Source organism: Thermosediminibacter oceani DSM 16646 (genome assembly GCF_000144645.1).
Classification (GTDB): domain Bacteria; phylum Bacillota; class Thermosediminibacteria; order Thermosediminibacterales; family Thermosediminibacteraceae; genus Thermosediminibacter; species Thermosediminibacter oceani.
In genome coordinates this window covers 42,277-64,356 of sequence record NC_014377.1, presented here as the reverse complement: position 1 = coordinate 64,356, position 22,080 = coordinate 42,277, and the positions used below count along the sequence as shown (strand labels likewise).

Genomic DNA, 22,080 nt, shown 5'->3' with positions numbered 1-22,080 from the left:
TAAAATTCTCTAAAATCCTTCCATATCAATGAAAAATATTTCGACAAAAATTTGACCAAAAAAATCACTGCCTGGTCCCAACAAGCAGTGATTTCAACCTACCCTCCATCATCATATTAAGTTCACCGAAATCCTCCTGCCTCACTCTCCCCTTTTTTTGTACAGCAACACATTCCCCCACCCTCACTTCAATCCTGCCCCTGCGGGGCATGTAAGTGCCCACGGGCAGTACGTCCCTCGTGCCGATCACAGCCACGGGCAGCACCGGCGCGCCGGACTTCAGTGCAAGGTAGGCCCAGCCGTGCTTGAAGGGGCGCAGGCTTCCGTCGGGGCTTACGCCCCCCTCGGGAAAGAGGGCGATCACCCCTCCTTTTGCCAGGATTCGAAGGGCTTTCTTAAACGAAGCAAGGTCCCCCTTCTCGCTTTTTACCGGGATAGCGCCGGCCATTGGCAGGAGGATATTCAATACGGGTATCCTGAAAAGGTAGGCCGCTGCAAGGAAGTGTATCCTCCTGGAGATGCACGCCATGAGCACCGTCGGGTCTAAGATACTCTGGTGGTTAGATACGATTATGAGAGGGCCTTTTTTCGGTACATTGGAAATACCATCCGCCTTCACCCCGCCGGTGAAGGAAAAGAAAATTCGGAGGATGAGTTTCGCCAGCAGGTAAAACACCGTTTCACCCGCTTTCTCAAAATTTCTATGCTTAAAAAGCCGGTATCTATCATAATTCAAGGTGCTTACCGCTAACCCGTATACCTATGCACCGTCACGTATATCCTGCCTTTTTTGCTGCTGCCGCCGATCTCGACGACCTTGGCCCTCCCCAGCCGGGCGGCGGAGATGACGTCGCCTTCCTTCACTTCAGCGGAAGGGTCCTTTACCGTCCTGAAGTTGAGCCTCACGTTTTCGCCTTTTATATAAGGGGCCATTTTTGACCTGGAAATGCCGAAGGCCAGGCTGGCTATGGCGTCAAGGCGTAGAGAAGCTACCGTCCCCTTTATCTCTTTGTACGACCTCTCAACGGTGGCCACTTCTTTCAGCGATATTTCCTCAACGGAGACGGGCACGTTCCCCACCCTGGAGAGATTGAGCCCGATGTACTCCGCCACCTCTTCTTTTACTATTATATCCGCTCCGGTCTTTGTTACGATTATATCACCGACCTTATCCCTGGAGATGCCGAGCCCCAGTACCGCACCGAGATAATCCCTGTGGCTTGGGTGCTCGTCCGGATCCTTGGGGATCACTCTGATGGCCCTTATTGGGAGAAAGAAGGGCTGATCCTCTAGATATTCGGGAAAAGCCACAAGCACTTTCCTCTCGGCCTCACTGTGGCCTCCCTCAAAATAATAACCGGCTCCGGGAAAATTTCTGGCCACCGCTTCGGCAATCTGCTGTTCGGCAGGGTCCAGGAAGTTGCCCGCTCGTTTTTCTCCGTTTTTGATGGCTATATTGAATATATCCCTTATTTTGGCTTCGGTCATTTTTTCGCTGCCGGAATCCATATTAACCCTCCATCGCTCCAAAAATTTTCGCCTCTCTTAATAATATCAAAAAATTCACTGGCAGGGTATACATACATTTACAGCACCGTTTTTGCAAAGCTAAGGAAGCGGTCGACTCCAAAAGCTTGCGAATTAAATAAATATCCCCGGCCTTGCCGGGGTTGTTGATTTAAATTTTCCGTACTACCTTCCCGGTGGCCGTAACCAGCCCGTAAAGTATACCGGTCACCACCGAATTGATGGCCGCAGTAGGCAGTACCACGGCGGTAAACAGCACTGGAAAGGCCGCAGGAAGGGCACCCATCACCATCATGGCCGCAAGAAGGAAAACCGTGCCGCTGAGGATGGTACCTACAAGGCCGGTGAGGGGGACGAAGATGCGCAGGCTGACGCCACGGCTGCGCCTGATCAGCAGTGCCACCACCTGGGCGGTTATTATGCGATCGGCGATGTTCGCCACCTGGCCTCCGGGGAAACTGGTGGTAAGCGCTGCAAAGATACCCCCTACCATGCCGGCCAAAAGCGCATTTTTAGGAGCCGGGTTTATGAAAAGCGCCACAAAGAGCATGGTCAGCAGGAAATCCGGCTTCATACCCGCCACTAAAGGCGGCGTTATCTGGTGGAACACAAGGCCTATGGCCATCAAAAGGGAAGTAAGGATCATATCCTTTAGTTTCATCGGAATTATCCTCCTTTACATTTAAATTTAGGATTATATGAAATTCAAAACCACTTATCGAAAACCAGAAGGCCACCACCCCCTTCGGATCGTAAAAGGTATAAAAAAAAGAGCACCCGTCCATGCGGGACGGATGCTCTCCGCGGTGCCACCCGGATTAGCCTGCATAGGTTATAAAAAAAGCATTTCACCCATGGGATGAAATGCTTTTCGCCACCCGGTATACAGGCTCTCTCATAAAGGGTACGGCATAAAATGCGATACCCCGTCCTTTTATTAACGGAGGACTTTCCGGGCACGGCTACTCGATGTCTTTCGCCGCGCCTTCTCCGGGGCCCATTCACCGTACCTTCCGGTACCGCTCTCCCACCGACGGCGGCTCTCTTTGACCTTCAGGTATGGCTACTCTTCCCCGTCATCGAATTTAACCCTGCTAGCTTTTATTATTATATATATATCAATTTTTAGGGTGATTTTGCAACTCTTTGTAAAAAAATTAATAGCTTTTTGCCTTCACGCCACCGGAAGTTCCGCAGCTGCCGCAGAAGCCGTAGACCACAAACTGGTGCTCCGTGTGGGAAAAGCCCTTTTTTGCAAGCTCCTTTTCCAGCAAGCCCATCGGACAGTAATCTATCGCCAGTGACCTGCCGCACCCCTTGCAGACGAAGTGGTGGTGATGGCCTTCCTCCGAGCGCAGGCCGTATAATGACACCCCGGTATCGACCATCAGGCCGCACAGGATGCCTTTTTGGCTCATGAGGTCCAGGTTTCTATATATGGTGGAAAAGTTTACACCGGGAATTATCTTTTTTACTTTGTCGAATATCTCCCTGGCGCTCAGCATGCAGCCGCATTCTTTCAGCACCTTCACTATGGCCTTTCTCTGGTCCGTAATTTTGAGCCCCTTCTGTTTCAGCAGATTTTCCAGTTCCATCCCTTACCGACCCCCTTTTTAAGCAAAAGAACCAGGAACAGCACCGAAGTAGCGATAAGGACGATGGTCCCTCCGGGCGCCAGGTCCAGGTAAAAGGAGATATAAAGCCCCACGACCACCGAGAAAATGGCCACTATATTCGATATGAAAAAGGCCGATCTAAAGCTCCTGGCCAGCTGAAGGCTCACTGCAGCGGGTATCACTATGAGGGCCGATACCAGCAAGGTACCCACCACCCTCACCGATAGAGCCACCGTCAGTGCCGTAATCACCGAAAAGTAGATATTTACCGCCCGCACCGGTACGCCCGAAAGGCGGGCTGTATCCTCGTCGAAGGTGACGGCAAAGAGCTCCCGGCGAAGGAGTATTATGGAGGCTGTCACAAAAAGCCCCAGGACCGATATAACTTTTATGTCTCCCGGCGTCACGGCCATCAGGCTGCCGAAGAGGTACGAGAAAAGGTCCGCATTGAAGGATTTTCCTAGGCTTATCAGCACCACCGCGGTCCCCATGCCGGCCGACATCACCACCGCCATGGCGACTTCGGCGTAGCTTTTAAAGGTGGCCCTCATTACCTCGATGAGAAGTGCGGCCAGGACGGAGAACAGCAGTGCACCGTAAAAGGGGTAAAAACCGAAGAGCATCCCGGCGGCTACTCCGGCCAGGGAGGCATGAGAAAGGCTGTCGCCCACGATTGACATTCGCCTCAGCACTACGAATACCCCGATGGTGGAGGTAAGGACGGCGGCGATTACCCCCGCGATAAACGCCCTGACCATGAAGGAATACGAGAATATCTCCATATATACCTTCTCCCCTGACGCCTTTTAATGGCGCTTCTTTTTTATTCTGTAGCCCATCACTTCGGCTATATGGTCTTCGGTGATATCCTTTATGTTTTCGTGTACGTCAACCTTCCTTGAGCCCACACACCCTATCCTGGTGGCCCTGTCGTAGGCCATACCTATATCGTGAGTTATCATTACTACCGTTATGCCGTGAAGTTCATTTAGATTCTTCAGGAGGCTGTAAAATTCCTCCTGGGATTCCGGGTCTATTCCGGCGGTAGGTTCATCTAGAAAAAGAGCTTCCGGTTTTTTTACCAGGCTCCTGGCAAGGAACACCTTCTGCCTTTGACCCCCGGAAAGTTCCCCGAGAAGGCTGCGGGCCAGGTGTTCGATGCCGACCGTTGCCATGGCCTCCCTTACAGCCTTATCGATTTCCTGCCCTTTAAAAAACTTCATAAATCCGCCGTAAAGTCCCGAAGCCACCGCTTCCTCTACCGTTGCGGGGAAGGCGAGGTTAACATGCCCTCCCTGCTGGGGCACGTAGCCAATTCTATACCATTGCCTGAATTTCCGTATATCCTCACCGAAGAGCCTTACCGTACCTCGATTAGGGGTCAAAAGTCCCACCATGATCTTCATCAGGGTGGATTTTGCGGCACCGTTGGGGCCTATGAGGGCCATAAAGTCGCCCCTTTCCACCCGGAGGCTCACCCCTTCCAGCACCGGCGGGCCGTTATAGGAAAAGGTTACATTCTGAAGCTCGACTACGGGAGTTTTCTTATTTTCCTCTTTCATCCTGTACACCTGCCTGTTATTCCGCCAGGGCTTTTTTCAGGTTTTCCAGGTTCTTTTCCATAGCGGAAAAGTAGTCTTCTCCGGCTTTCATTTCGTCTTCCGTCATACTCTCGATGGGATTGAGAACTAAGGTCCCGGCTCCGACCTCCCGGGCCAGGGTTTCGGCCAATTTGGAACCGGCAGCCGTCTCAAAAAATATATACTTTATGTCCTTTTCCCGGCAAATCCGGGCAAGCTCGGCAAGCTTTCTCGGAGAAGGCTCCTGCTGGGGTGAAAGCCCCCTGATGGCGATCTGGTTGAGATTATATCGCCGGGCCAGATACCCGAAGGCGTCGTGGTTCACCACGAAATCGCGCTTTTTTACACCCGAAAAAGCCTCCCGGAACTTTTTATCAAGATCGTCAAGCCGGGCTTTCAGCACTTCGAAGTTTTGCCTGTAATGGTCGGCGTTTTCCCCGTCGGCGGCAATCAGAGCTTGTGCTATCCTTTCGGCCAGCGTTTTAGAAATAACGGGATCCAACCAGACGTGGGGGTCCGGACCACGGTCATGGTCATGGTCCCGGTCCCTGTCCCTGTCCCCTTCATTTTCATGATCTTCATCACCTAAAAGTCCTTCGGCGGCCGCAACGGCAACGACGCCCTTTTCGGCCAGCTGTTTTGCGATTTTTTCGGCCCAGGGGTCCATAGGTCCTCCAAGATAGATGAATACATCCGCTTCGTAAATATCCGCTACCGTCCTGGGAGACGGCTCAAAGTCGTGGGCTTCAACCCCGGCGGGAGTTACGTTTACCACCTCGGCTCGACCTCCGGCGATCTTCAAGGCGAAGTCGTAAAGGGGGTAAATGGTGGTATATACCCTGATTTTCTCCTGCCCATGGGGCGATGCCGGGGTATCGGTGTTAAAAGAACATGCCGAAAGCGTTAAAACTATCACCAGCAGGGACAAAAAAACCGCGGTTACCCCTTTGCCCTTCAAAAAATGCACCTCCTGAAATTTTCAAATGCAAATTATTTGCAACTAACCTCCAATACCTATTATACCTCAAAGGTATTTTCTGTCAACAAAAAAACCGCCCTGTCGAAGGGCGGATGAAGTGCACCTTTATATGCCGAGTTCGGCGATTATTTCCCTTTTCGGCCTGAAGCCTATCAGCTTCTTGTCCGGTTGGCCGTCCTTGAAGAGTATGAGTGTCGGGATGCTCATGACTCCGTAAGCTGCCGCGCTGTTCGGATTTTCATCCACATTCAGCTTTCCTACTTTGATCTTGCCTTCGTATTCGGCAGCCAGCTCATCAATAACGGGAGCCATCATGCGGCAGGGGCCGCACCAGGGCGCCCAAAAGTCCACGAGCACCGGTACGTCGGATTTCAAAACTTCCTGTTCAAAATTATCATCGGTCAGAGTAAGGGGTTTCATCGGTAAATCCTCCTTTTTAAATTTCATAAAGACAGGCTCTTTTTTATTATATCCGCCTTATGCGATACACATTTAGTTTATTTTGACCGCGTGATGTGGATATACTATAATGTAATTATAGCATTTTTAATAAAAGCATAATAAGGGGAAATTGTATGATCGACGGGAAACTTATTCGGAACATCCGGCGAAAAAGGAATATGTCCCTCCAGGAACTGGCCCGGCGGGCGGATCTGTCGGTCTCCTATTTGAGCGAAATAGAAAGGGGCATAAAACAGCCTTCCCTGGAGACCATCGAAAAAATGGCCAATGCCCTTAATATATCGAAAAACGCTCTCTTCGGGGCGGAACCCACCGAGAACCGCAATAGCAGATCGATAGGGGAAAAGATAGCCCTCCTTCGCCAGGAAAAGGGCATTTCGCTCTCGGAACTGGCCGAGAAGGCGGGCATCTCGGCGACGTATCTTTGCCAGATCGAAAAGGGAAACGCCCTGCCGTCGCTCTCAACCCTCAAAGCCTTAGCTGAGGCCCTGTGCATGACCGCTCAGGACCTCATGGTGGCGACTTCCCACGTAGGCTATAAGATAAAGAAGATCCGCCAGGAGCGAGGCCTCACCCAGGTAGAGCTGGCAAAGAAGGCCGGAGTTTCCACCGGCCTCATCGGCCAGATCGAAAGCGGAAGGGTCGAACCCTCCCTAAAAACTCTGGAAAAGATAGCCCACGCCCTTTCGCTTTCGCCCTGCTATTTCGTCACCGATGACGATGAAATAGCATCGCTTTTAAGACCCATGAACCCGGAACTTAAGCGGCTTTTGGTGGACCCCAAAGTGAGATCCTTCCTGGAGATGGTGGCCGACTGCACCCCGGAGGAGTTCGAATTTATAATGAAATTCATACAGCTTTACAAGGAACACCGGAGTGCGGATTAATACGGTGTGGCCACCGCCAGGTTTTTGAACATCCCAAAACCGGAAAGGTAAATCCTGAGGCCCTTTTGCGCATCGACAAAGGGGCTTATATATACCTTTATCCCATCGACTTCCTGAACCTGATATTCGTTTTCATCCGACGGAGCGCCTACATACACGGCAGGCAGGTACCGGCACCCCGCTCATCCGCCGCCGAAGCGCTCAAGCTTGACGGTTATGGCGTCACTGTTTTTCTCCCGAATAAAATCCTTTGCCTTCTCATCTATTTCTATTTTGATCATAACATTCACCTCCACCGTTTGATTTTATTATATTTAAATATTTTTTCGCTGTCAATAAGTACGAGTTTTTTCTATTAATATTTTGTGAAAACCTAAAATTTGTCTACTACTATTCCCAAAGATGATGCTTTAATATAACTTTTGCCCCTTAATAGTTTCATCGAAGCAGTATCCCCCGTAACCACCACCCCTATAACTCTAATATTATCTTTTGTAATTTCTCCTTTATCATTGCTCAACCTTTCGTGGAGCCTCCGGAATTGCAGCTGATAACGGCTTTTTCGTTTTAGACCGGAATTAATGGCACTGATAAAAGAGTTGCGGGGGTCTTTTATCGTTGTTCCGTCGGAATTAGCCCCTTTCATTCCGTAGACCTCATTGGCAAAAAAAATTGTCTCACCGTTTTTTTTCCTGTTCAAATCTTCATTATTATAAGTATTCACCCAGTACCAAACAGGTTTCACTTCAGCAGGGAGCATTGCCTGTACTTCTTCGAGGCTGTAATCCCGGTCAAAGGAAAGGGCCATTTCTAGGTATTTATCTTCTCCAATCTCCTCCAGCAGGGCAAGGTCGTTTTCATAGGTTTTATATTCGATATAGGGATGATAAAATTTCATTTCTCTATTACCGACTCTGTTATAATAATTATACTGGTCTTCAGCTTCAACCCGGATCAATTGACCTCGCTCTGAATGACCGCTAATGCCCGGGGTAATCGGAATAATTTCATATTTGATCGTGTAGGTTCCATTATATACCGGCCTGTTGCCCGACAATCCTGTGAGTAACATATTCTAACTCTCCTGTAAGGAAACCGTCATTGTTCTGATACTGACTCATGTATGTATTCGGCCTTGCCACCAAATCAAAAATAAGTTCATTTGTCAATTCATTATTGCCAATACGGTTTAACATCACCGCGTTGATAATGACAATTGCTGCACTCAATAGTAAAAAGACAAACAAACTGACAGCAACCGTCCTGAGTAAAGTAAGTACCTTAGCCTTCTGTAACACCTTTTTGATTTTACTGTTGTTAAAATCAAATATATCCGCCAATTTTTTCTCATCGTTCATGGTTTAACTCCCTCCAGGCATCCTTGAATTTTTGTTTGGCCCTGTAAATGTAGGTTTTCACTGTTTGCTCATTAATGTCCAGAACCTCTGCTATTTCCCGATAGGAAAGTCCTACTTCATACTTTAAAACCAATAGGTTTTTATATATCGGATTTAATTCTTCCAGCACCCGGTAGACCTGTTTCTTCTTCTCACCGTCCAAAATATAATTTTCAGGAAGGCAATCTACAGCCGGCATATTTTCTAAAATACCCTCGGTTTCCATCGAATAAAGCGGAAGCTTCTTATTTTTTCTGCACAGGTCATAATAACGATTTAAGGCTACTTAAAAAGCCATGAAACGATTTTATCTGGGTCAAGAACCTCCAGGTGAATAATGGCTTGCAAAAGGGTATCCTGCACGATATCTTCTGCATCATCGTGACTACAACCTATCTTAACGAGGTATTTGTAAATAATTTTCATTTTGCTTGCAAACAGTTTTTCTAATATTTCATTACTCATCTTCGCCTCCCGGATGTTTTGTGTTACTCACTTATATAACGGTTTAGCTTTAAAAAAGTATACAACTCTGTAGGGAAATTTTTTAATTTATTATACTTTGAGAATGTAATAATTCAAAGATGGAGCGACAATTTATCGGATCTACAAATATTTCCGTTAATGGGTTCGCTCGATAGACAAAAAAAGAGAGCACCTATTGCTCATGCAGTATATGTGTGCTCTCTTTTTATGATTTAGTTCTTTATAAAGTCGCTTTTATAATATCTCTCAGCGGACTTTCATCCGGGATACCGCATACTTTATTTAAAACCACATCTATCCCCTGCTCCCTTAACATTTGCTGCAGCTTGCGGGCTTCTTGGTCTTCCTCATAATCGAATTTCAGGGCTGCAGCTATTCCCCGCGCCAGGTTCACCGGTTTTACGCCGAGCTCCAGAGCCCTGACCGACGGGTAGACCAGCCGGTCCTTCGGCCCCAGCTTTCTCACCGGATTTCGCCCCACTCGCACCACCGGGTCTTCCAGCGCCGGATTTAAAAAGCGCTGCAGCGTCTTTTCTATATACACTTCGTGTTCTTCTTCGCTAAAACCGAAACACGCCCTGAGGTAAACGCCCGACTCGGCCATGGCCCCTTTAACCGCTTCCAGTATCTGGGGATTCTGGAGAGCCTCGCGGATTGTGGTGCAGCCTTTTTCGTAGCCCAGGTAAGCTGCAACGGCGTGGCCGGTATTCAGGGTGTAGATTTTTCTCTCCACATAGGCCTGGAGATTTTCCACCGCCTTCATGCCCGGAATTTCTGGTACCGCGCCCTTAAACCCTCCGATATCCACAACCCATTCGAAATAGGGCTCCACAGCTACGCCGAGGGGGTCTGTCCCGCTCTGCGGTGGCACGATCCTGTCCACGGCGGCGTCGGGAAAACCCACCGTCTTCTCTAACTTTTCCCTCTCGCTGGGGGAAAGATGTTCCATGACCTTTTCCTTCAGGAACGTGGATGCTCCCACCATATTTTCGCAGGCAATCACGTTGAGCGGCTCGGGAGAATGCTGAAGCCTCCGGGAAATACCGGCGGCTATGAGGGGGGCAATGGAACCCAGGACGCCTGGCCCGACGGCGGTGGTTACTATATGTGCATGGGCCACCGCCTCGGCCACCTTTTGTTCCTCCGTCGAAAGGATTCCGGTTACTCCTTCTACCCTATAAACCTTTTCATCCTCGCCCTTTTCCATCACCCGGTAAAATCCCTTTTCATTGAGCGTTTCAATGAGTTCGGCGTTAATATCAACGAACACCACGCGGTATCCGGCCCGGGAAAGCAAAAACCCTATAAAGCCCCGGCCTATGTTGCCCGCACCGAAATGGACTGCTTTTTTCATCTTGCAAACCCCTCCGTCAGCAGCCGGAGAATTTCCCGCGGGTCCTTACTTTCCACGAGTTTTTTAACCCTCTTTTCGTCTTCGCAGGCCGAGGCTATGTTCGCCAGTATATCCAGGTGTTCTTCTCCCTTTGCTGCGATACCTATGACGATATACGCCTTATCGCCTTCTCCGAAGTCGACCCCTTCGGGGAACTGGGCTACTGCGAGCCCGCTTTTTTTAATCTTTTCTTTGGCGTCACCGACTCCGTGAGGAATAGCGATACCGTTGCCTATATAGGTCGTCAGCATATCCTCCCGCTGCTTCATGGCGTCTATATAAGCCGGTTCCACCCGCCCCTCCTTGACCAGGAGGCCGCCGACTATTTCTATGGCCTCGTATTTATCCCGGGCCCTGGCACCTATCACTATAGAGCCCTCCGTCAGTAACTCTTCCTTTTTTTCGTTTTCTTTTCTTTTTTTAAACCAGTTGAATGCCACTTTAAAACCTCCCGTTTACTTTAAAATCCGAAGCAGTGCCTTTATTACATCTTCGCCGGAACCACTTTTTAGAACGCCCGCCAGGGTCGGGTCTTCCACCAGCCCCGCGCTTATGCGCCCCATGACTTCTATTTCTCCGGGAGATGGTCTCGGGGAAAGGAGCATTACCAGGCACGCCTTCACTTCTTCGGTATCCCCATCCATGTTTTTCATTTTGAGGGATTTTTTCAGGCGAAAAAGCCCCAAAAAGGGTTTTTCCACCCCGCCGGTCCTAGCGTGGAGCACCGAAAGCCCCAGGCCGGGGACCGCAGTCCCGGCTTTTATCTCCCTGGAATAAAGGTCCTGTTTTATCCGGCCTGCAGAAGTTATGCCCGGCTTTTTCCGAATTTTTTCCACGAGGACGTCGAGCAGTTCTTCCAAATTGTCGGCATCGACTTCCTCTATCACGAATTCCTCCAGGATCTCAAATACCAGTTCCCGCCTTTCTTCCGGCCTTCCCCGGCCGGTAACCACCCCGGAGCTTTCCCGCTCCTTCAGCCTCCTTGCCCTGAAGTAAGCCCGGATTTTTTCCACATCATCGTCGTTTAGAAGCGGTGACACCAGCAGCACCGGAGCTTTGGAAACTTCCATGGGCACCGTGGAAATCACCGCTTCGGCATCCGGGTGTTTTTCAAGGGCCTTTTCCAAGTCCAGAGCCGACACTACTTCCAGCACTTCCAGTTCGGGCAGTTCCTTTTTTATGCGGCTGGCCAGCATTCTAGCGCTGCCTATGCCGCTGGGGCAGACCAGCACCACACCGGCCCTTTCGGCGCCCCCTCCGTGCTCCAGAGCGGCTCCAATGTGCATGGCGATGTAACCTATCTCCGATTCGGGCACCGTAACGCCGAACCTTTTCTCCAGCAGCCGGGCGGCCCGTCCCGCCACTTGCATGAGCCGCGGATAGCTTTCTTTTATCTGCGAAAGGAGCGGGTTTCTGATTTCCATCCCCAGTTTCAACCTTACCAGGGCTGGCTTCAGGTGCAGCGCCAGGTCTTCCAGGACCCTACCGTCTTCCAGGAGGTCCTTCTTCAGCTCCCGGCCCGCTTCTTTCAAAATTTCCCTTGCCGCTTGGGCTGCATCGCGGTGATCCAGCAGGAACAATTCGTCCAAATTATCACCCATCCGGAGCTTAGCCCCCAAAAGGTGCATGGTGATGTAGCCCAGTTCCCCTTCCGGGATACTTATCCCGAAGGCAGCCTCCAATTTGGAACCGAGCCGGCGGGCCAGGTCGAATTCTTTAGTATTTTTGAAGTTTGCCAGGAAGGGTTCATCCATCGTTATGATTTCGCCGCTTTTTAACCTCTCCAGGGCAAGGGCTATGTGAACCAGCAGGCCGGCGTAGGCGCTGTCCGCCAGGTGCAAACCGCTTTCTTCGACCACCTCTTTTAAGGCATGTTCTATCTCCTCTACCAGGTTCCGGTCAATGAGCCCGAGAAGTCTATCTTTCACCTGGGCCCTAACGCCCCGGCCGGATATTATTTCGCACCGGAGGTTGTCCTTTATAAGCCTGACCAGCTGGGCCTCGTCAAAGTTCTCGTAAAAAAGCTCCGTTACCAGGGCTCTGATGTTCTTTTCGTGTCCCTCAATCCACACTCCCAGCCCCGGCCTTCGCAGGAGCTTTATACCGTACCGCGAAAGGATTTCTTCTATTTTGTCCAAATCGTTGCTAATCGTGGCATCGGTCACATTGAATTCCCTGGCGAAGGTGTACAGCTTCCTGGGGCCCTTCTGCTCCAGCAGGGAAAGTATAATAAGCTGCTGCCTTTCATCGGGGGTCATCTCGACCCGCTTTGAAGGCCGCTCTATCAAACATTCCAATTTTTCCATGGAATCTTTGCGACCCTCGAGGCTGACTCCGGTCCCCGCTTTTTTCACCAGGTTAATACCAAGGGACTTCAGCTTCTCCGAAAGCTCCGGCAGGCCTCTTAGGACCGTTCGCCTGCTGACTCCTAAAAGGGAGGCAATCCTTTCGGTCGTGGTCGGTCCTTCAAGCAGTATCTTCAGGATTTCCCTTTCGCGTCTTTTTAAGTCCACCGGTATCACCATCTTTAAAAAATGAGAGTAACAGCTGCTGCCGTTACTCCTTATTATTTCCTTTTTACGTTATTTTTTCAACCTTTCCACTATCTCGTCGTATACCGGGTTGTTCACAAAGGCTTCGATGGATATATGCTCCGCGTTAGGCGCTTCAGCCTTTGCCCTCGCGGTGAGTTCCCGGTGGGAGATGACTATATCGGCGTCACCGGGAATTTCGTTGATTGCCGCGTGCACCACCTCTACGTCAAGACCCGCCTCCCGGATCTTTCTCCTCAAAACCGAAGCTCCCATAGCTGAAGATCCCATGCCGCCGTCGCAGGCAAAAACTATCTTCCTGACCGCCGGCCGATTTTTTAAAGCACCGGCAGCCTGACCGCCTTTAAGCTCGTTCACCAACTGCTGTGCTGCCTGGAAATCTTCCTCTTCCTGGGCAAACCGCCTCAGCAGCACCGAAGACACCAGGAAGGATACAACGGCGGACAACGTAATACCGGCCAGCACCGGCAAGAGGCCGCCCTTCGGCGCCATAGCCATTTCAGCAAAGATGCTGCCCGGCGACGGGGTTGCCACAAGGCCCGCCCCGAGAACCGTAAAGGTGAATACGCCGGTAAAGCCGCCCAGGATAACCGCAACGATCAGTATCGGATTCATGAGCACATACGGGAAGTAGATCTCGTGAATTCCTCCGAAGAAATGGATTATTATTGCGCCCGGTGCCGACTGCTTCGCCGTGCCTCTTCCCACCAGCCAGTAGGCTAAAAGCACGCCGAGGCCCGGTCCGGGGTTCGTCTCCAGAAGGAAGAAAATAGATTTTCCCTGTTCCGCAACCTGGGCCACACCCAGCGGCGCCAGGATGCCGTGGTTTATGGCGTTGTTAAGGAACAGTATCTTGCCCGGCTCGATGAATATCGACGCCAGGGGCAAAAGGCCCGCGTTGACTATGGCCTGCACTCCGGCGGCCAGGACTTTGTTGAGCCCCTGAACTACCGGTCCTACGGCCAAGTACGCCAGCAGGGTTACTATCATACCTATGATTCCGGCTGAAAAGTTGTTTACGAGCATTTCGAAACCGGGCGGGATCTTATCCTGAACGGCTTCGTCGAACTTCTTTATGGCGTAACCGCCCAGAGGACCCATTATCATGGCGCCCATGAACATGGGTATATCGGCGCCCACAATTACGCCCATGGTAGCTATAGCTCCTACCACGCCGCCCCTTACTCCGTGAACCATCCTGCCGCCGGTGTAACCTATGAGCAACGGCAGGAGGTATACTATCATGGGGTTGACGAGCTTGCCCAGGTGTTCGTTGGGTGTCCACCCGGTAGGGATGAAGAAAGCGGTAATCAAACCCCAGGCTATAAAGGCGCCTATGTTGGGCATAACCATACCGCTTAAAAACCTACCGAAGGCCTGAATTTTAGCCCTCATAATCTGACCTCCCCCAAATTTTAAATTTTGTCACCATAAGATTAGTGACTATATTTTTTTAGTAATTTTTTATTTTCTGATTTAATTATACAGGCCTCCGTCATGCCGTTCAAGGAAAAGATATTAAGCCTTGGACCGAGCATCCGGTGACAAAATTAAAGAAAAAATAGAGCCCGGTAAGCTCTATTTTTTCTTGAGTTCTTCTATTTCGCTTTGCAGCCTGGTAATGGCATCTTTCAGGTTGCTCAATTCGTCTGAAAGTCTCACAAGCCCCTGCTCCTCGGGATTCACCCCGCGGTATGCCTGACCCAAGCCGGGAGTTACGAGTTCCACCCTTTTAATGGGGCGAACCCTTATGCCTCCCTCGGCGTCCGTTTCTATTTCCGCCACCGCTCTCTTTCGGCGTGTTAAAAGCCCGTAAGCCAGCGCCGCAGCCCCTACGCCTAAGAGAAAAGACCTCAGTTTCGTCAAAAGCATTACCTCCCGTGTGCCGTATTTATTTCCCTCATGCTTTAATCTGCCCCGATCGTTACTGTTATATGCCACACGGCAGGTTTTACGCTTCGAAACCGTTATACCGGTTCATGGCCTCCTGCACGCCGTGTTGCACTATCGTAAGGGCGGCTCCCACCGCGGCGTCGATAACGGCGTCAATCTTCTTTCTCTCTTCCTTGTCGAACCTGCCCAGCACGTGGTTGATCACGTCACCCTTCGGCCTCCCTATGCCTATCCTTATCCGCGGGAAGCCCTCGGTGGCGATGTGGTATATTATGGATTCCATCCCCTTTTGGCCGCCCGAGCTGCCGCTTCCCCGGACCCTCAGCCTCCCCACGGGCAGATCCATATCGTCGTAGATCACCACCAGGTTCTCGGGAGGTATTTTATAGAACTTCACGGCTTCGACCACGCTCTGGCCGGAATTGTTCATGTAGGTCATGGGCTTTAAGAGCAGGAGTTTTTTACCTTCGTAAACTCCTTCTCCTAAAAGACCCTTGAATTTTACCTTATCGACTTTTATACCCAGCTCGGCCGCCAGGCTGTCCAGCACCATAAAGCCCACGTTGTGGCGTGTTTCTTCGTATTCCCTGCCCGGATTCCCCAGGCCTACTATTAGAAACAATATCCTCACCTCCGGGAAAAGAAAAGCGCAACATGCGTTGCGCCAAAATTATTCTCCCTCTTTCTCCTTGCCTTTTGCCACTACTTCGGGTTCGTTAGTCTCGCCGGCGGTGGACTCGAGCTCTTCTCCGCTCGTCGGGGCAAGCACGGTAACCACCACTTCTCCCGGATCATCAATTACCGTAATTTTATCGCTCAGCTTGATATCCTTCACCATGAGCACATCGCCGATCTGGAGGTGAGAGATGTCTACCTCGATTTGCTCCGGAATATCGGCCGGAAGGGCTTCTATGGTCAGCTCGTGCAGCTGGTGCTGCAGAACTCCACCGGCCTTGACGCCCTCGGGTTCGCCCTTGAGCACAATGGGCAGGTCCACCTCGATTTTCTCGGTCATGGATACCCTGAAGAAATCCACATGGGTGATGTCGCCTTTGAGTGCATCCCTCTGGATCTCTTTTATGATTACCGTGTGCTTTTCCCCGCCCAGAACCAGGTCGATAAGTACGCCTTCTCCGTGGGTCTTGAGTAACTTGTGTAATTCCTTGGCATCCACGGCGATGGTCCTGTTCTCTATGTTCTTACCGTAAAATACGGCGGGCACTTTTCCGTTTCTACGAAGTTCGTTCAGAGTACCTTTCCCGGCGAGTTTTCTTTCTTCAGCTGTAAGAGTAACCTGAGCCAACTTTATTCCTCCTTTCTAAAATTACGAACATTAGTATAACCTTTTTATCGCCACAAATCAATATCAATCAAAAAGTGTGCTCACCGACTGGTGCAGGTGTATGCGCCTTATGGCCTCGGCAAAAAGCGGCGCCACCGACAGCACTGTTATTTTCTCTATTTTCTGGTGATCTCTGAGCGGTATGGTGTTGGTCACCACCACTTCCTTAATCGGCGATGCGTTGAGCCTTTCTATGGCCGGACCGGAGAGCACCGGGTGGGTACAGCAGGCGTATACCTCTTTGGCACCCTTGTCCAGCAGCGCCTGGGCCCCCAGGGTGATGGTCCCAGCCGTATCTATCATATCGTCTATCATTATAACTGTTTTATTCCTGATATCGCCTATGATGTTCATGACCTCGGCCTTATTGGGCTCGGGCCTGCGCTTGTCTATTATGGCGATGGATGCCCCTATCCTGTTTGCCAACTCCCTGGCTCTGGTAACGCCGCCCAGGTCCGGGGATACCACCACCGGGTCCTCCAACTCCTTTTTCCTGAAATAATCCGCCAGAATCGGCACCGCCATCAGGTGGTCTACGGGGAAGTTGAAAAATCCCTGAATCTGTCCGGCGTGCAGGTCCATAGTCAGCACCCTATGGGCTCCCGCGGTGGAAATCAGGTCGGCCACCAGCTTGGCCGTAATGGGATCGCGGGCCCGGATCTTTCTGTCCTGGCGGGCATAACCGTAATAGGGCATGACGGCGGTAATGCGCCAGGCCGAAGCCCTCTTGAGGGCGTCCAGCATTATGAGGAGTTCCATTAGGTGGTCGTTGACCGGATAAGACAAGGGCTGGATCACGAAAACGTCGGCGCCCCTTACGCTTTCATTTATCTTGACCTGGATCTCTCCGTCGCTGAAGGTGTTTACGACGGCGTCCCCAACCATGATCCCAAGGTTCCGGGCAATCTCCCGGGCAAGCTCAGGATTAGCATTGCCCGTAAAAATCTCAAGCCTGTTTTCCATCGGTTTTGTCTCCTCCTTCGCGTTTTCTTCGCCTTTTTTCCACCCATTCCGGCTTATTCACCTGCCGTTCCCGGGCAATGGCCAGGGCGCCCTTTTCCACGTCCATGTTGATCGTGGAACCGGCGGCCACATAGGAACCTGCCCCTATGGTAACCGGGGCTATGAGGTTGGAATTGCATCCTATAAAGGCGTCGTCCTCGACCACCGTCCGGTGCTTTTCGAATCCATCGTAATTTACGAAAATCACTCCGGCGCCGATGTTTACCCTGCGGCCTATCTCGGCGTCGCCCACGTACGCAAGATGCGGTATCTTTGAACCCTCGCCGACCCTGCTGTTTTTAACCTCGACGAAGTCCCCTATCTTGGCACCCGCCATTACGTGAGAACCGGGCCGCAGGTTGGCAAAAGGTCCGATCTTTACGCCGTCCTCTACTACGCTCTCCTGAATGTGGCACATGGTTATTTCCACGCCGTTGCCGATTCGGGAGTCTATTATGCGGCTTGTACCAATTATCGTGCAGCCCTCGCCTATCCAGGTATCGCCTTCCAGGAAGACGCCCGGGTAAATTACCGTATCCCTTCCTATCTTTACTCCGGCGTCGACCACACAGGTCTCGGGACTCAAAAATGTTACGCCCTGAGCCATCAGGCGGTGAATTATCCTCCTCTGCATAATGGCCTGGGCGACCGAGAGCTGAAACCTGTCGTTGACGCCCTGAACCTCGTCGGGGTCCTGTACCTCGTAGGCCAGCACCTTTTCCTTCCCGGCGTTTAAGATTTCTATCACGTCCGTTAGATAGTATTCTCCCTGCTTGTTGTTATTATTTACCTGGTTCAATGCATCAAAGACCTTTTCAGCCTGAAAGAAGTATATCCCCGAGTTAATCTCGTCGATGGCCTTTTCTTCCGGCGTGGCGTCCTTTTCCTCCCTTATCGCCAGAACCTCAAGGCCCTTCCTTATTATCCGGCCGTACCCTGTAGGATCTTTTACCCTCGCCGTCATAACCGTGGCGGTTGCCCCGTTTTTCCAGTGAAAATCGGCCATAGCCCTGAGGGTCTCGCTCTTCACCAGGGGCATATCCCCGTAGAGCACCAGAATGGCAGCTTCGCCTTTTACAGCCTCCTGTGCCTGTTTCAGGGCATGGCCGGTGCCCTTTTGCTCGGCCTGCAGTACGAATTCCACTTCTTCCCCTTCGAAAGCCCTTTTTACCTCATCGGAACCCCTGCCCACGACCACAACTATCCTCTTTGCACCGGCGCCCCTGGCGGCCGAAACTACGTGTCCCAGCATGGGAATTCCGCATACTTTATGCAGCACCTTTGGGGTGTTGGATTTCATTCTCGTACCTTCACCGGCAGCGAGAATAACCGCCGTAAAATCCATTGTTTGCTACCTCCCATATTTTAACATAAAACAGGCCGAAACCCTACTCATATTTCGACATTTTTTTAATGAAATCCTCTTTATAAAAGAAAAAATATAGGACAGGATCTGCCCTATATCTACTTGCTATCCTCACCGTTGTATTGCTTCAGTACTGCTTCCTCGATTTTGGCCCTCGCGGCCGAATTTATCGGGTGAGCCACATCTCTGAAGTGTCCGCTCGAAGTCTTACGGCTGGGCATGGCTATGAAGAGGCCTTTGTCTCCTTCTATAATCCGTATGTCGTGGACCACAAATTCGTCGTCAAAAGTTACCGAGACTATAGCCTTCATCCTGCCCTCATTCTCCACCCTTTTTATACGGACATCGGTGACCTCCAAGACATTGAACCTCCCCGGTTATATATTTTTATAAAAATTCTATAAAAAATTTTAAACTCCTTCTTTTTTTATTGGAATTTTGACCGGTTTCAGCCTTACCTCGCCTCGTTCGGCGTCGATTTTTTCAAGCACCAGCAGGGAGGTATAATTTTTCACGAGTTTTTCTTCCGGGTAGGCTGTAGCCACCAGCACCGCCACCCCGACCACTTCGGCTCTAAACTCCCGCACCAACTCGCTCATGCCCCGGGCGGTACCTCCGCCCTTCATGAAATCGTCGACGATGAGCACCCGGGCCTTCTCGGACAGGGCTCGGGTCGGCAGCGCCATATTCTGGATCCTCCGGCTGGAGCCGGATATGTAGCTTATGTTCACCGACGGCCCTTCGGTAACCCTACTGTCCCGGCGCGCCACCACCAGGGGCACGCCCAGGGCTCTCGCGGTCATAAGGGCAAGGGGTATGCCCTTTGTCTCTACGGTGAGGACGCAAGTCGGCTCTTCATCCACAAAAAGCTGTGCGAAAATCTCGCCGATTTTCGAAGAATACTCGGGTGAAAATATAACATCGGTCATGTAAAGGTATCCGCCGGGGATTATCCTGGACCTGTCGGAAAGGATACTCGAGAGCTCCAAGACGAACTTCTCGATAGCTTGTGCCGGCCTTTTTATCCTGAACCTCACCCCTCCGGCGGCCCCGGGGATGGTCTCCAGCGTGCCCTCCCCGGCTTCGTGAAAAGCATCCTTGATTATATTTAGGTCCTCGCTTATCGAGGATTTAGCAGCATCGTATTTGTCTCCGAAATACTTAAGGGTGAAAATCCTGTTAGGGTTTTCGCTAAGAAATTTGGATAGCAGTACGAGCCGTTTGCTGCGCCTCATTGAACAACCTCCCGGCCGAGTACTTCCCGGACTAGCTCCAAGTCGCTCTTTTTGTCGACGTCGTTTCCTATTTCGGGAAAATCACTTATTACAGCCCGGGCTTTGATGCCGAAGATGTCGTAGACCCTTTTTTCCAGTTCCGGTATGGAAAGCTTCCCCAGTAGAAATTTCAGGACTACCGAAAAGCCCAGGATGCTGGCCAGTTTCAAGGGATTTTTTCTATAGGTGAAGAACTCCTCGGCCTTCTTTATGCACCTCTTTGCGCTGCCCACCTTGACCAGCGCCACGTTGCCACCGGTGAAGGTGCCTTCCCTTACTCTGGCGTAGGTTCTCTTTATGCCCGGGTACTTCTTTTCCGTATCTTCCTTGCGAATTATAGGGTAACAAAAATCGGCATTCAGGCCTTTTGCCTTTTTCACGAAATCATCTATGGCCTCGGCGGTTACCATGGGTATGTCGCAGGTCATGATAAGGATTTCATCGTCGTCGGAAAAAAGCTCCAGACCCCGCAATATGTTCCCGACGATGGAATCCGATTCCTCGACGACGACAACATTGGGTCCGACCTTTATGGAGCTCAGCTTTTCCTTCGGACCCACTATGGCGATTTTTTCGATATAGTCCAGTTTCTTCAGCGCATCCAGGATGTAGAGAATCATCTCCCGGCCGTTGATCCTGACCAGGGCTTTTGTGCCTTCGGATTCTTGGAGTTTTTCGTCACCGTCGCCTCCGGCCAAAACGAGGGCCTTCAGCATGATAATTCCTCCTCAAAGTCCATCTGCTTTCTCAGTATGTTCATGACGTTATTCTCCACCCTTTCTATATGTTCCTCAGCCAGCTTTTTCGCCAGCTCCACGTTCCTGTCGGATATGGCCTCGACAATCTTTTTATGTTCTTCCAGCAGGCTCCTGACCCTGGCCCTGTTGGTAAAGGACTGGAGCCTGAACCGGTCTATCTGCTCCTTCAGGTTGTTTATTATCTGCACCAGCCTGTCATTCCTGGTGGCCTTGAACAGGATCTGATGGAATTCGGAATCTTTTTTGATGACCGTGTCCACGTCATCCTTTTCCGCCGCCTCGCTGATCTCCACCAGTATTCTCTCGAGACTTTCCAATTCCTCGTCGGTTATGCGCTCCGCCGCCAGGGCGGCAGCCAGGCCTTCAAGGCTCTGCCTTACCTCGAAGACGTCGGCAGCGTCCTTGAGGGAAAGTCCCGACACATAGGCTCCCCTCCTGGGAATCATCACCACCAGGCCTTCCAGTTCCAGTTTGCGTATAGCTTCCCGCACCGGAGTGCGCGAAACGCCCATTTCTTCGGCCAGTTGGACTTCCATCAGTCTTTCCCCGGGCTTTAACTCTCCGGTTATTATAGCCTCCCTCAGGGCTTCAAATACAATCTCCCTTAAGGGTTTATAATTGTCAAGTCTTATGGACTTTAGTTTTCCTGCCAAGTTTCTCCCCTCCTAATCCACCTGGGATATGAAAATCCTGCACCCTGATAGCGGCATCGACGCAGCAGCCCTTTCGGCATCCCGCCGGTTTTCAAAAATGCCGTATACGGTAGGACCGCTGCCCGACATAAGGCTGCCCATGGCTCCTCTTTCCACGAGCCAGGCCTTGATAATCCCGAGCTCCGGGTGCTGGGCAAAGGTGACCTCTTCCAGCACGTTGCACAGCCCCCGGGATATTCCGTCCACATCCCCCTTCTCGATGCTCCTTATCACGGCCTCCGTATCGGGTCTTTTTGTAATAGAATCAATTTTCAGTCTATTATATACCTCTCTTGTCGAAACCGCAAAAGGAGGTTTCACCAGCAGCAGGTTCATAGGCGGGACGGGCGGAAGGGGGGTGAGCTTTTCCCCCTTCCCGCGGGCCAGAGCCGTACCTCCCATTGTACAGAAGGGTACGTCGGCCCCTATCATCTCGCCCAGTCGCATGAGGGCTTCCTTCGGCAGCCCCAGCCCGAAGAGTTCGTTCAATCCTTCCAGCACCGCCGCAGCGTCGGCGCTTCCGCCCGCCAGGCCCGCGGCGATGGGAATCTCTTTAAAGAGCTTTATTTCAACTCCGGCGTCCAGGCCGTATTCATCCATCATCAACTTTGCGGCCTTGAAAGCAAGGTTATCTTCGCCGTCGGGGAGTTCCCGGCAGCTGTTCACTATCCTGATACCCTTTTCCGGAATGAGCGTAATTACGATGCGGTCCTTCAGGGATATGGTCTGCATTATCATTTCGACCTCGTGGTACCCGTCGGACCTTCTGTAAAGTACATCAAGGGTTAGGTTGATTTTTGCCCTGGCCTCCAGTTCAACCTTATCCAAATCTCTCCCTCTTTTCAAACCAAATATTAATTATATATTTCACACA

The 22,080-nt window shown here is 51.1% G+C and carries 28 protein-coding genes and 1 other annotated feature; of the genes, 1 reads left to right on the top strand and 27 read right to left on the bottom strand.

Annotated features, from left to right (window positions below):
- Nucleotides 1-64: 64 nt before the first annotated feature.
- The 8 genes from TOCE_RS00345 to trxA all read right to left on the bottom strand — a co-directional run bounded on the left by TOCE_RS00345 (nucleotide 65) and on the right by trxA (nucleotide 6,122).
- On the bottom strand, nucleotides 65-676 hold the full coding sequence (locus TOCE_RS00345) for a lysophospholipid acyltransferase family protein (RefSeq protein ID WP_013274913.1): 612 nt from the start codon (nucleotides 674-676) through the stop codon (nucleotides 65-67).
- 71 nt (nucleotides 677-747) lie between these two features.
- Nucleotides 748-1,509, bottom strand: a complete 762-nt coding sequence (locus TOCE_RS00340; RefSeq protein WP_013274912.1) for a YlmH family RNA-binding protein — start codon at nucleotides 1,507-1,509, stop codon at nucleotides 748-750.
- Nucleotides 1,510-1,678: 169 nt separating this feature from the next.
- Nucleotides 1,679-2,188: a tryptophan transporter gene (locus tag TOCE_RS00335; protein WP_013274911.1), complete on the bottom strand. Its 510-nt coding sequence runs from the start codon at nucleotides 2,186-2,188 to the stop codon at nucleotides 1,679-1,681.
- Between the two features lie 122 nt (nucleotides 2,189-2,310).
- Nucleotides 2,311-2,616, bottom strand: a binding site (T-box leader).
- Between the two features lie 68 nt (nucleotides 2,617-2,684).
- Nucleotides 2,685-3,122, bottom strand: coding sequence for a Fur family transcriptional regulator (locus TOCE_RS00330; protein ID WP_013274910.1), 438 nt, complete (start codon nucleotides 3,120-3,122; stop codon nucleotides 2,685-2,687).
- Nucleotides 3,101-3,925 (bottom strand): metal ABC transporter permease, encoded by an 825-nt coding sequence (locus TOCE_RS00325; RefSeq protein WP_013274909.1) that lies wholly within the window; start codon nucleotides 3,923-3,925, stop codon nucleotides 3,101-3,103. Before TOCE_RS00325 ends, TOCE_RS00330 begins: the two co-directional genes overlap by 22 nt.
- Nucleotides 3,926-3,949: 24 nt before the next feature.
- Complete coding sequence (locus tag TOCE_RS00320) at nucleotides 3,950-4,705, bottom strand: metal ABC transporter ATP-binding protein (RefSeq protein ID WP_013274908.1); 756 nt, start codon at nucleotides 4,703-4,705, stop codon at nucleotides 3,950-3,952.
- A gap of 16 nt (nucleotides 4,706-4,721) precedes the next feature.
- Complete coding sequence (locus TOCE_RS00315) at nucleotides 4,722-5,681, bottom strand: metal ABC transporter substrate-binding protein (RefSeq protein ID WP_013274907.1); 960 nt, start codon at nucleotides 5,679-5,681, stop codon at nucleotides 4,722-4,724.
- 126 nt (nucleotides 5,682-5,807) lie between these two features.
- Nucleotides 5,808-6,122, bottom strand: coding sequence for a thioredoxin (gene trxA / locus TOCE_RS00310; RefSeq protein ID WP_013274906.1), 315 nt, complete (start codon nucleotides 6,120-6,122; stop codon nucleotides 5,808-5,810).
- 155 nt (nucleotides 6,123-6,277) lie between these two features.
- On the opposite strand from trxA, the gene TOCE_RS12815 reads away from it, so the two are divergent.
- Entirely contained in the window at nucleotides 6,278-7,051 is a 774-nt protein-coding gene (locus TOCE_RS12815; RefSeq protein ID WP_013274905.1) for a helix-turn-helix domain-containing protein, read from the top strand.
- Here TOCE_RS12815 and TOCE_RS12710 read toward each other — a convergent pair.
- The 19 genes from TOCE_RS12710 to ispE form a co-directional block, all read right to left on the bottom strand.
- Nucleotides 7,048-7,332, bottom strand: coding sequence for a CC/Se motif family (seleno)protein (locus TOCE_RS12710; RefSeq protein ID WP_281054639.1), 285 nt, complete (start codon nucleotides 7,330-7,332; stop codon nucleotides 7,048-7,050). The two genes, TOCE_RS12815 and TOCE_RS12710, sit on opposite strands and share 4 nt — an antisense overlap.
- Nucleotides 7,333-7,424: 92 nt before the next feature.
- Entirely contained in the window at nucleotides 7,425-8,123 is a 699-nt protein-coding gene (locus TOCE_RS00300) for an anti-sigma factor C-terminal domain-containing protein (RefSeq protein WP_083768447.1), read from the bottom strand.
- Entirely contained in the window at nucleotides 8,083-8,409 is a 327-nt protein-coding gene (locus TOCE_RS00295; RefSeq protein WP_041423801.1) for a sigma factor regulator N-terminal domain-containing protein, read from the bottom strand. Before TOCE_RS00295 ends, TOCE_RS00300 begins: the two co-directional genes overlap by 41 nt.
- On the bottom strand, nucleotides 8,399-8,674 hold the full coding sequence (locus TOCE_RS11805) for an RNA polymerase sigma factor (RefSeq protein ID WP_245523130.1): 276 nt from the start codon (nucleotides 8,672-8,674) through the stop codon (nucleotides 8,399-8,401). Before TOCE_RS11805 ends, TOCE_RS00295 begins: the two co-directional genes overlap by 11 nt.
- A gap of 56 nt (nucleotides 8,675-8,730) precedes the next feature.
- Nucleotides 8,731-8,913: an RNA polymerase sigma factor gene (locus TOCE_RS11800; protein WP_083768445.1), complete on the bottom strand. Its 183-nt coding sequence runs from the start codon at nucleotides 8,911-8,913 to the stop codon at nucleotides 8,731-8,733.
- A 241-nt stretch (nucleotides 8,914-9,154) separates the two neighbouring features.
- Complete coding sequence (locus TOCE_RS00285; protein WP_013274903.1) at nucleotides 9,155-10,288, bottom strand: mannitol-1-phosphate 5-dehydrogenase; 1,134 nt, start codon at nucleotides 10,286-10,288, stop codon at nucleotides 9,155-9,157.
- A complete protein-coding gene (locus TOCE_RS00280; RefSeq protein WP_049817866.1) occupies nucleotides 10,285-10,767 on the bottom strand; it encodes a PTS mannitol transporter subunit IIA in 483 nt (160 codons plus the stop codon). The genes TOCE_RS00285 and TOCE_RS00280 overlap by 4 nt, the downstream gene beginning before the upstream one ends.
- Before the next feature lie 15 nt (nucleotides 10,768-10,782).
- Nucleotides 10,783-12,840, bottom strand: a complete 2,058-nt coding sequence (locus TOCE_RS00275; protein ID WP_187286573.1) for a BglG family transcription antiterminator — start codon at nucleotides 12,838-12,840, stop codon at nucleotides 10,783-10,785.
- A gap of 69 nt (nucleotides 12,841-12,909) precedes the next feature.
- Nucleotides 12,910-14,274: a PTS mannitol transporter subunit IIBC gene (locus TOCE_RS00270; RefSeq protein WP_041423800.1), complete on the bottom strand. Its 1,365-nt coding sequence runs from the start codon at nucleotides 14,272-14,274 to the stop codon at nucleotides 12,910-12,912.
- 183 nt (nucleotides 14,275-14,457) lie between these two features.
- Entirely contained in the window at nucleotides 14,458-14,745 is a 288-nt protein-coding gene (locus TOCE_RS00265) for a hypothetical protein (protein WP_013274901.1), read from the bottom strand.
- 85 nt (nucleotides 14,746-14,830) lie between these two features.
- Complete coding sequence (pth, locus tag TOCE_RS00260) at nucleotides 14,831-15,394, bottom strand: aminoacyl-tRNA hydrolase (protein ID WP_013274900.1); 564 nt, start codon at nucleotides 15,392-15,394, stop codon at nucleotides 14,831-14,833.
- Between the two features lie 48 nt (nucleotides 15,395-15,442).
- Entirely contained in the window at nucleotides 15,443-16,075 is a 633-nt protein-coding gene (locus TOCE_RS00255; RefSeq protein WP_013274899.1) for a 50S ribosomal protein L25/general stress protein Ctc, read from the bottom strand.
- Between the two features lie 63 nt (nucleotides 16,076-16,138).
- Nucleotides 16,139-17,077, bottom strand: coding sequence for a ribose-phosphate diphosphokinase (locus TOCE_RS00250; RefSeq protein ID WP_013274898.1), 939 nt, complete (start codon nucleotides 17,075-17,077; stop codon nucleotides 16,139-16,141).
- A complete protein-coding gene (gene glmU, locus TOCE_RS00245; RefSeq protein ID WP_013274897.1) occupies nucleotides 17,061-18,461 on the bottom strand; it encodes a bifunctional UDP-N-acetylglucosamine diphosphorylase/glucosamine-1-phosphate N-acetyltransferase GlmU in 1,401 nt (466 codons plus the stop codon). The genes TOCE_RS00250 and glmU overlap by 17 nt, the downstream gene beginning before the upstream one ends.
- A gap of 119 nt (nucleotides 18,462-18,580) precedes the next feature.
- Nucleotides 18,581-18,841, bottom strand: a complete 261-nt coding sequence (gene spoVG / locus TOCE_RS00240; protein ID WP_013274896.1) for a septation regulator SpoVG — start codon at nucleotides 18,839-18,841, stop codon at nucleotides 18,581-18,583.
- 51 nt (nucleotides 18,842-18,892) lie between these two features.
- On the bottom strand, nucleotides 18,893-19,717 hold the full coding sequence (purR, locus tag TOCE_RS00235; RefSeq protein ID WP_013274895.1) for a pur operon repressor: 825 nt from the start codon (nucleotides 19,715-19,717) through the stop codon (nucleotides 18,893-18,895).
- Complete coding sequence (locus TOCE_RS00230) at nucleotides 19,714-20,472, bottom strand: nucleotidyltransferase family protein (RefSeq protein WP_013274894.1); 759 nt, start codon at nucleotides 20,470-20,472, stop codon at nucleotides 19,714-19,716. The genes purR and TOCE_RS00230 overlap by 4 nt, the downstream gene beginning before the upstream one ends.
- Complete coding sequence (locus TOCE_RS00225) at nucleotides 20,466-21,167, bottom strand: GntR family transcriptional regulator (RefSeq protein WP_013274893.1); 702 nt, start codon at nucleotides 21,165-21,167, stop codon at nucleotides 20,466-20,468. Before TOCE_RS00225 ends, TOCE_RS00230 begins: the two co-directional genes overlap by 7 nt.
- A gap of 12 nt (nucleotides 21,168-21,179) precedes the next feature.
- On the bottom strand, nucleotides 21,180-22,034 hold the full coding sequence (gene ispE, locus TOCE_RS00220; protein WP_013274892.1) for a 4-(cytidine 5'-diphospho)-2-C-methyl-D-erythritol kinase: 855 nt from the start codon (nucleotides 22,032-22,034) through the stop codon (nucleotides 21,180-21,182).
- Nucleotides 22,035-22,080: the final 46 nt, after the last annotated feature.

Coding starts and splice junctions, on each gene's coding strand:
- purR (WP_013274895.1), bottom strand. CDS start 19,717: ATGAGGCGCAGCAAACGGCTCGTACTGCTATCCAAATTTCTTAGCGAA.
- TOCE_RS00325 (WP_013274909.1), bottom strand. CDS start 3,925: ATGGAGATATTCTCGTATTCCTTCATGGTCAGGGCGTTTATCGCGGGG.
- TOCE_RS00320 (WP_013274908.1), bottom strand. CDS start 4,705: ATGAAAGAGGAAAATAAGAAAACTCCCGTAGTCGAGCTTCAGAATGTA.
- trxA (WP_013274906.1), bottom strand. CDS start 6,122: ATGAAACCCCTTACTCTGACCGATGATAATTTTGAACAGGAAGTTTTG.
- TOCE_RS00270 (WP_041423800.1), bottom strand. CDS start 14,274: ATGAGGGCTAAAATTCAGGCCTTCGGTAGGTTTTTAAGCGGTATGGTT.
- TOCE_RS11805 (WP_245523130.1), bottom strand. CDS start 8,674: ATGGAAACCGAGGGTATTTTAGAAAATATGCCGGCTGTAGATTGCCTT.
- TOCE_RS00230 (WP_013274894.1), bottom strand. CDS start 20,472: ATGCTGAAGGCCCTCGTTTTGGCCGGAGGCGACGGTGACGAAAAACTC.
- TOCE_RS00300 (WP_083768447.1), bottom strand. CDS start 8,123: ATGTTACTCACAGGATTGTCGGGCAACAGGCCGGTATATAATGGAACC.
- glmU (WP_013274897.1), bottom strand. CDS start 18,461: ATGGATTTTACGGCGGTTATTCTCGCTGCCGGTGAAGGTACGAGAATG.
- TOCE_RS00250 (WP_013274898.1), bottom strand. CDS start 17,077: ATGGAAAACAGGCTTGAGATTTTTACGGGCAATGCTAATCCTGAGCTT.
- TOCE_RS12815 (WP_013274905.1), top strand. CDS start 6,278: ATGATCGACGGGAAACTTATTCGGAACATCCGGCGAAAAAGGAATATG.
- TOCE_RS00335 (WP_013274911.1), bottom strand. CDS start 2,188: ATGAAACTAAAGGATATGATCCTTACTTCCCTTTTGATGGCCATAGGC.
- TOCE_RS00285 (WP_013274903.1), bottom strand. CDS start 10,288: ATGAAAAAAGCAGTCCATTTCGGTGCGGGCAACATAGGCCGGGGCTTT.
- TOCE_RS00340 (WP_013274912.1), bottom strand. CDS start 1,509: ATGGATTCCGGCAGCGAAAAAATGACCGAAGCCAAAATAAGGGATATA.
- TOCE_RS00295 (WP_041423801.1), bottom strand. CDS start 8,409: ATGAACGATGAGAAAAAATTGGCGGATATATTTGATTTTAACAACAGT.
- TOCE_RS11800 (WP_083768445.1), bottom strand. CDS start 8,913: ATGAGTAATGAAATATTAGAAAAACTGTTTGCAAGCAAAATGAAAATT.
- TOCE_RS00330 (WP_013274910.1), bottom strand. CDS start 3,122: ATGGAACTGGAAAATCTGCTGAAACAGAAGGGGCTCAAAATTACGGAC.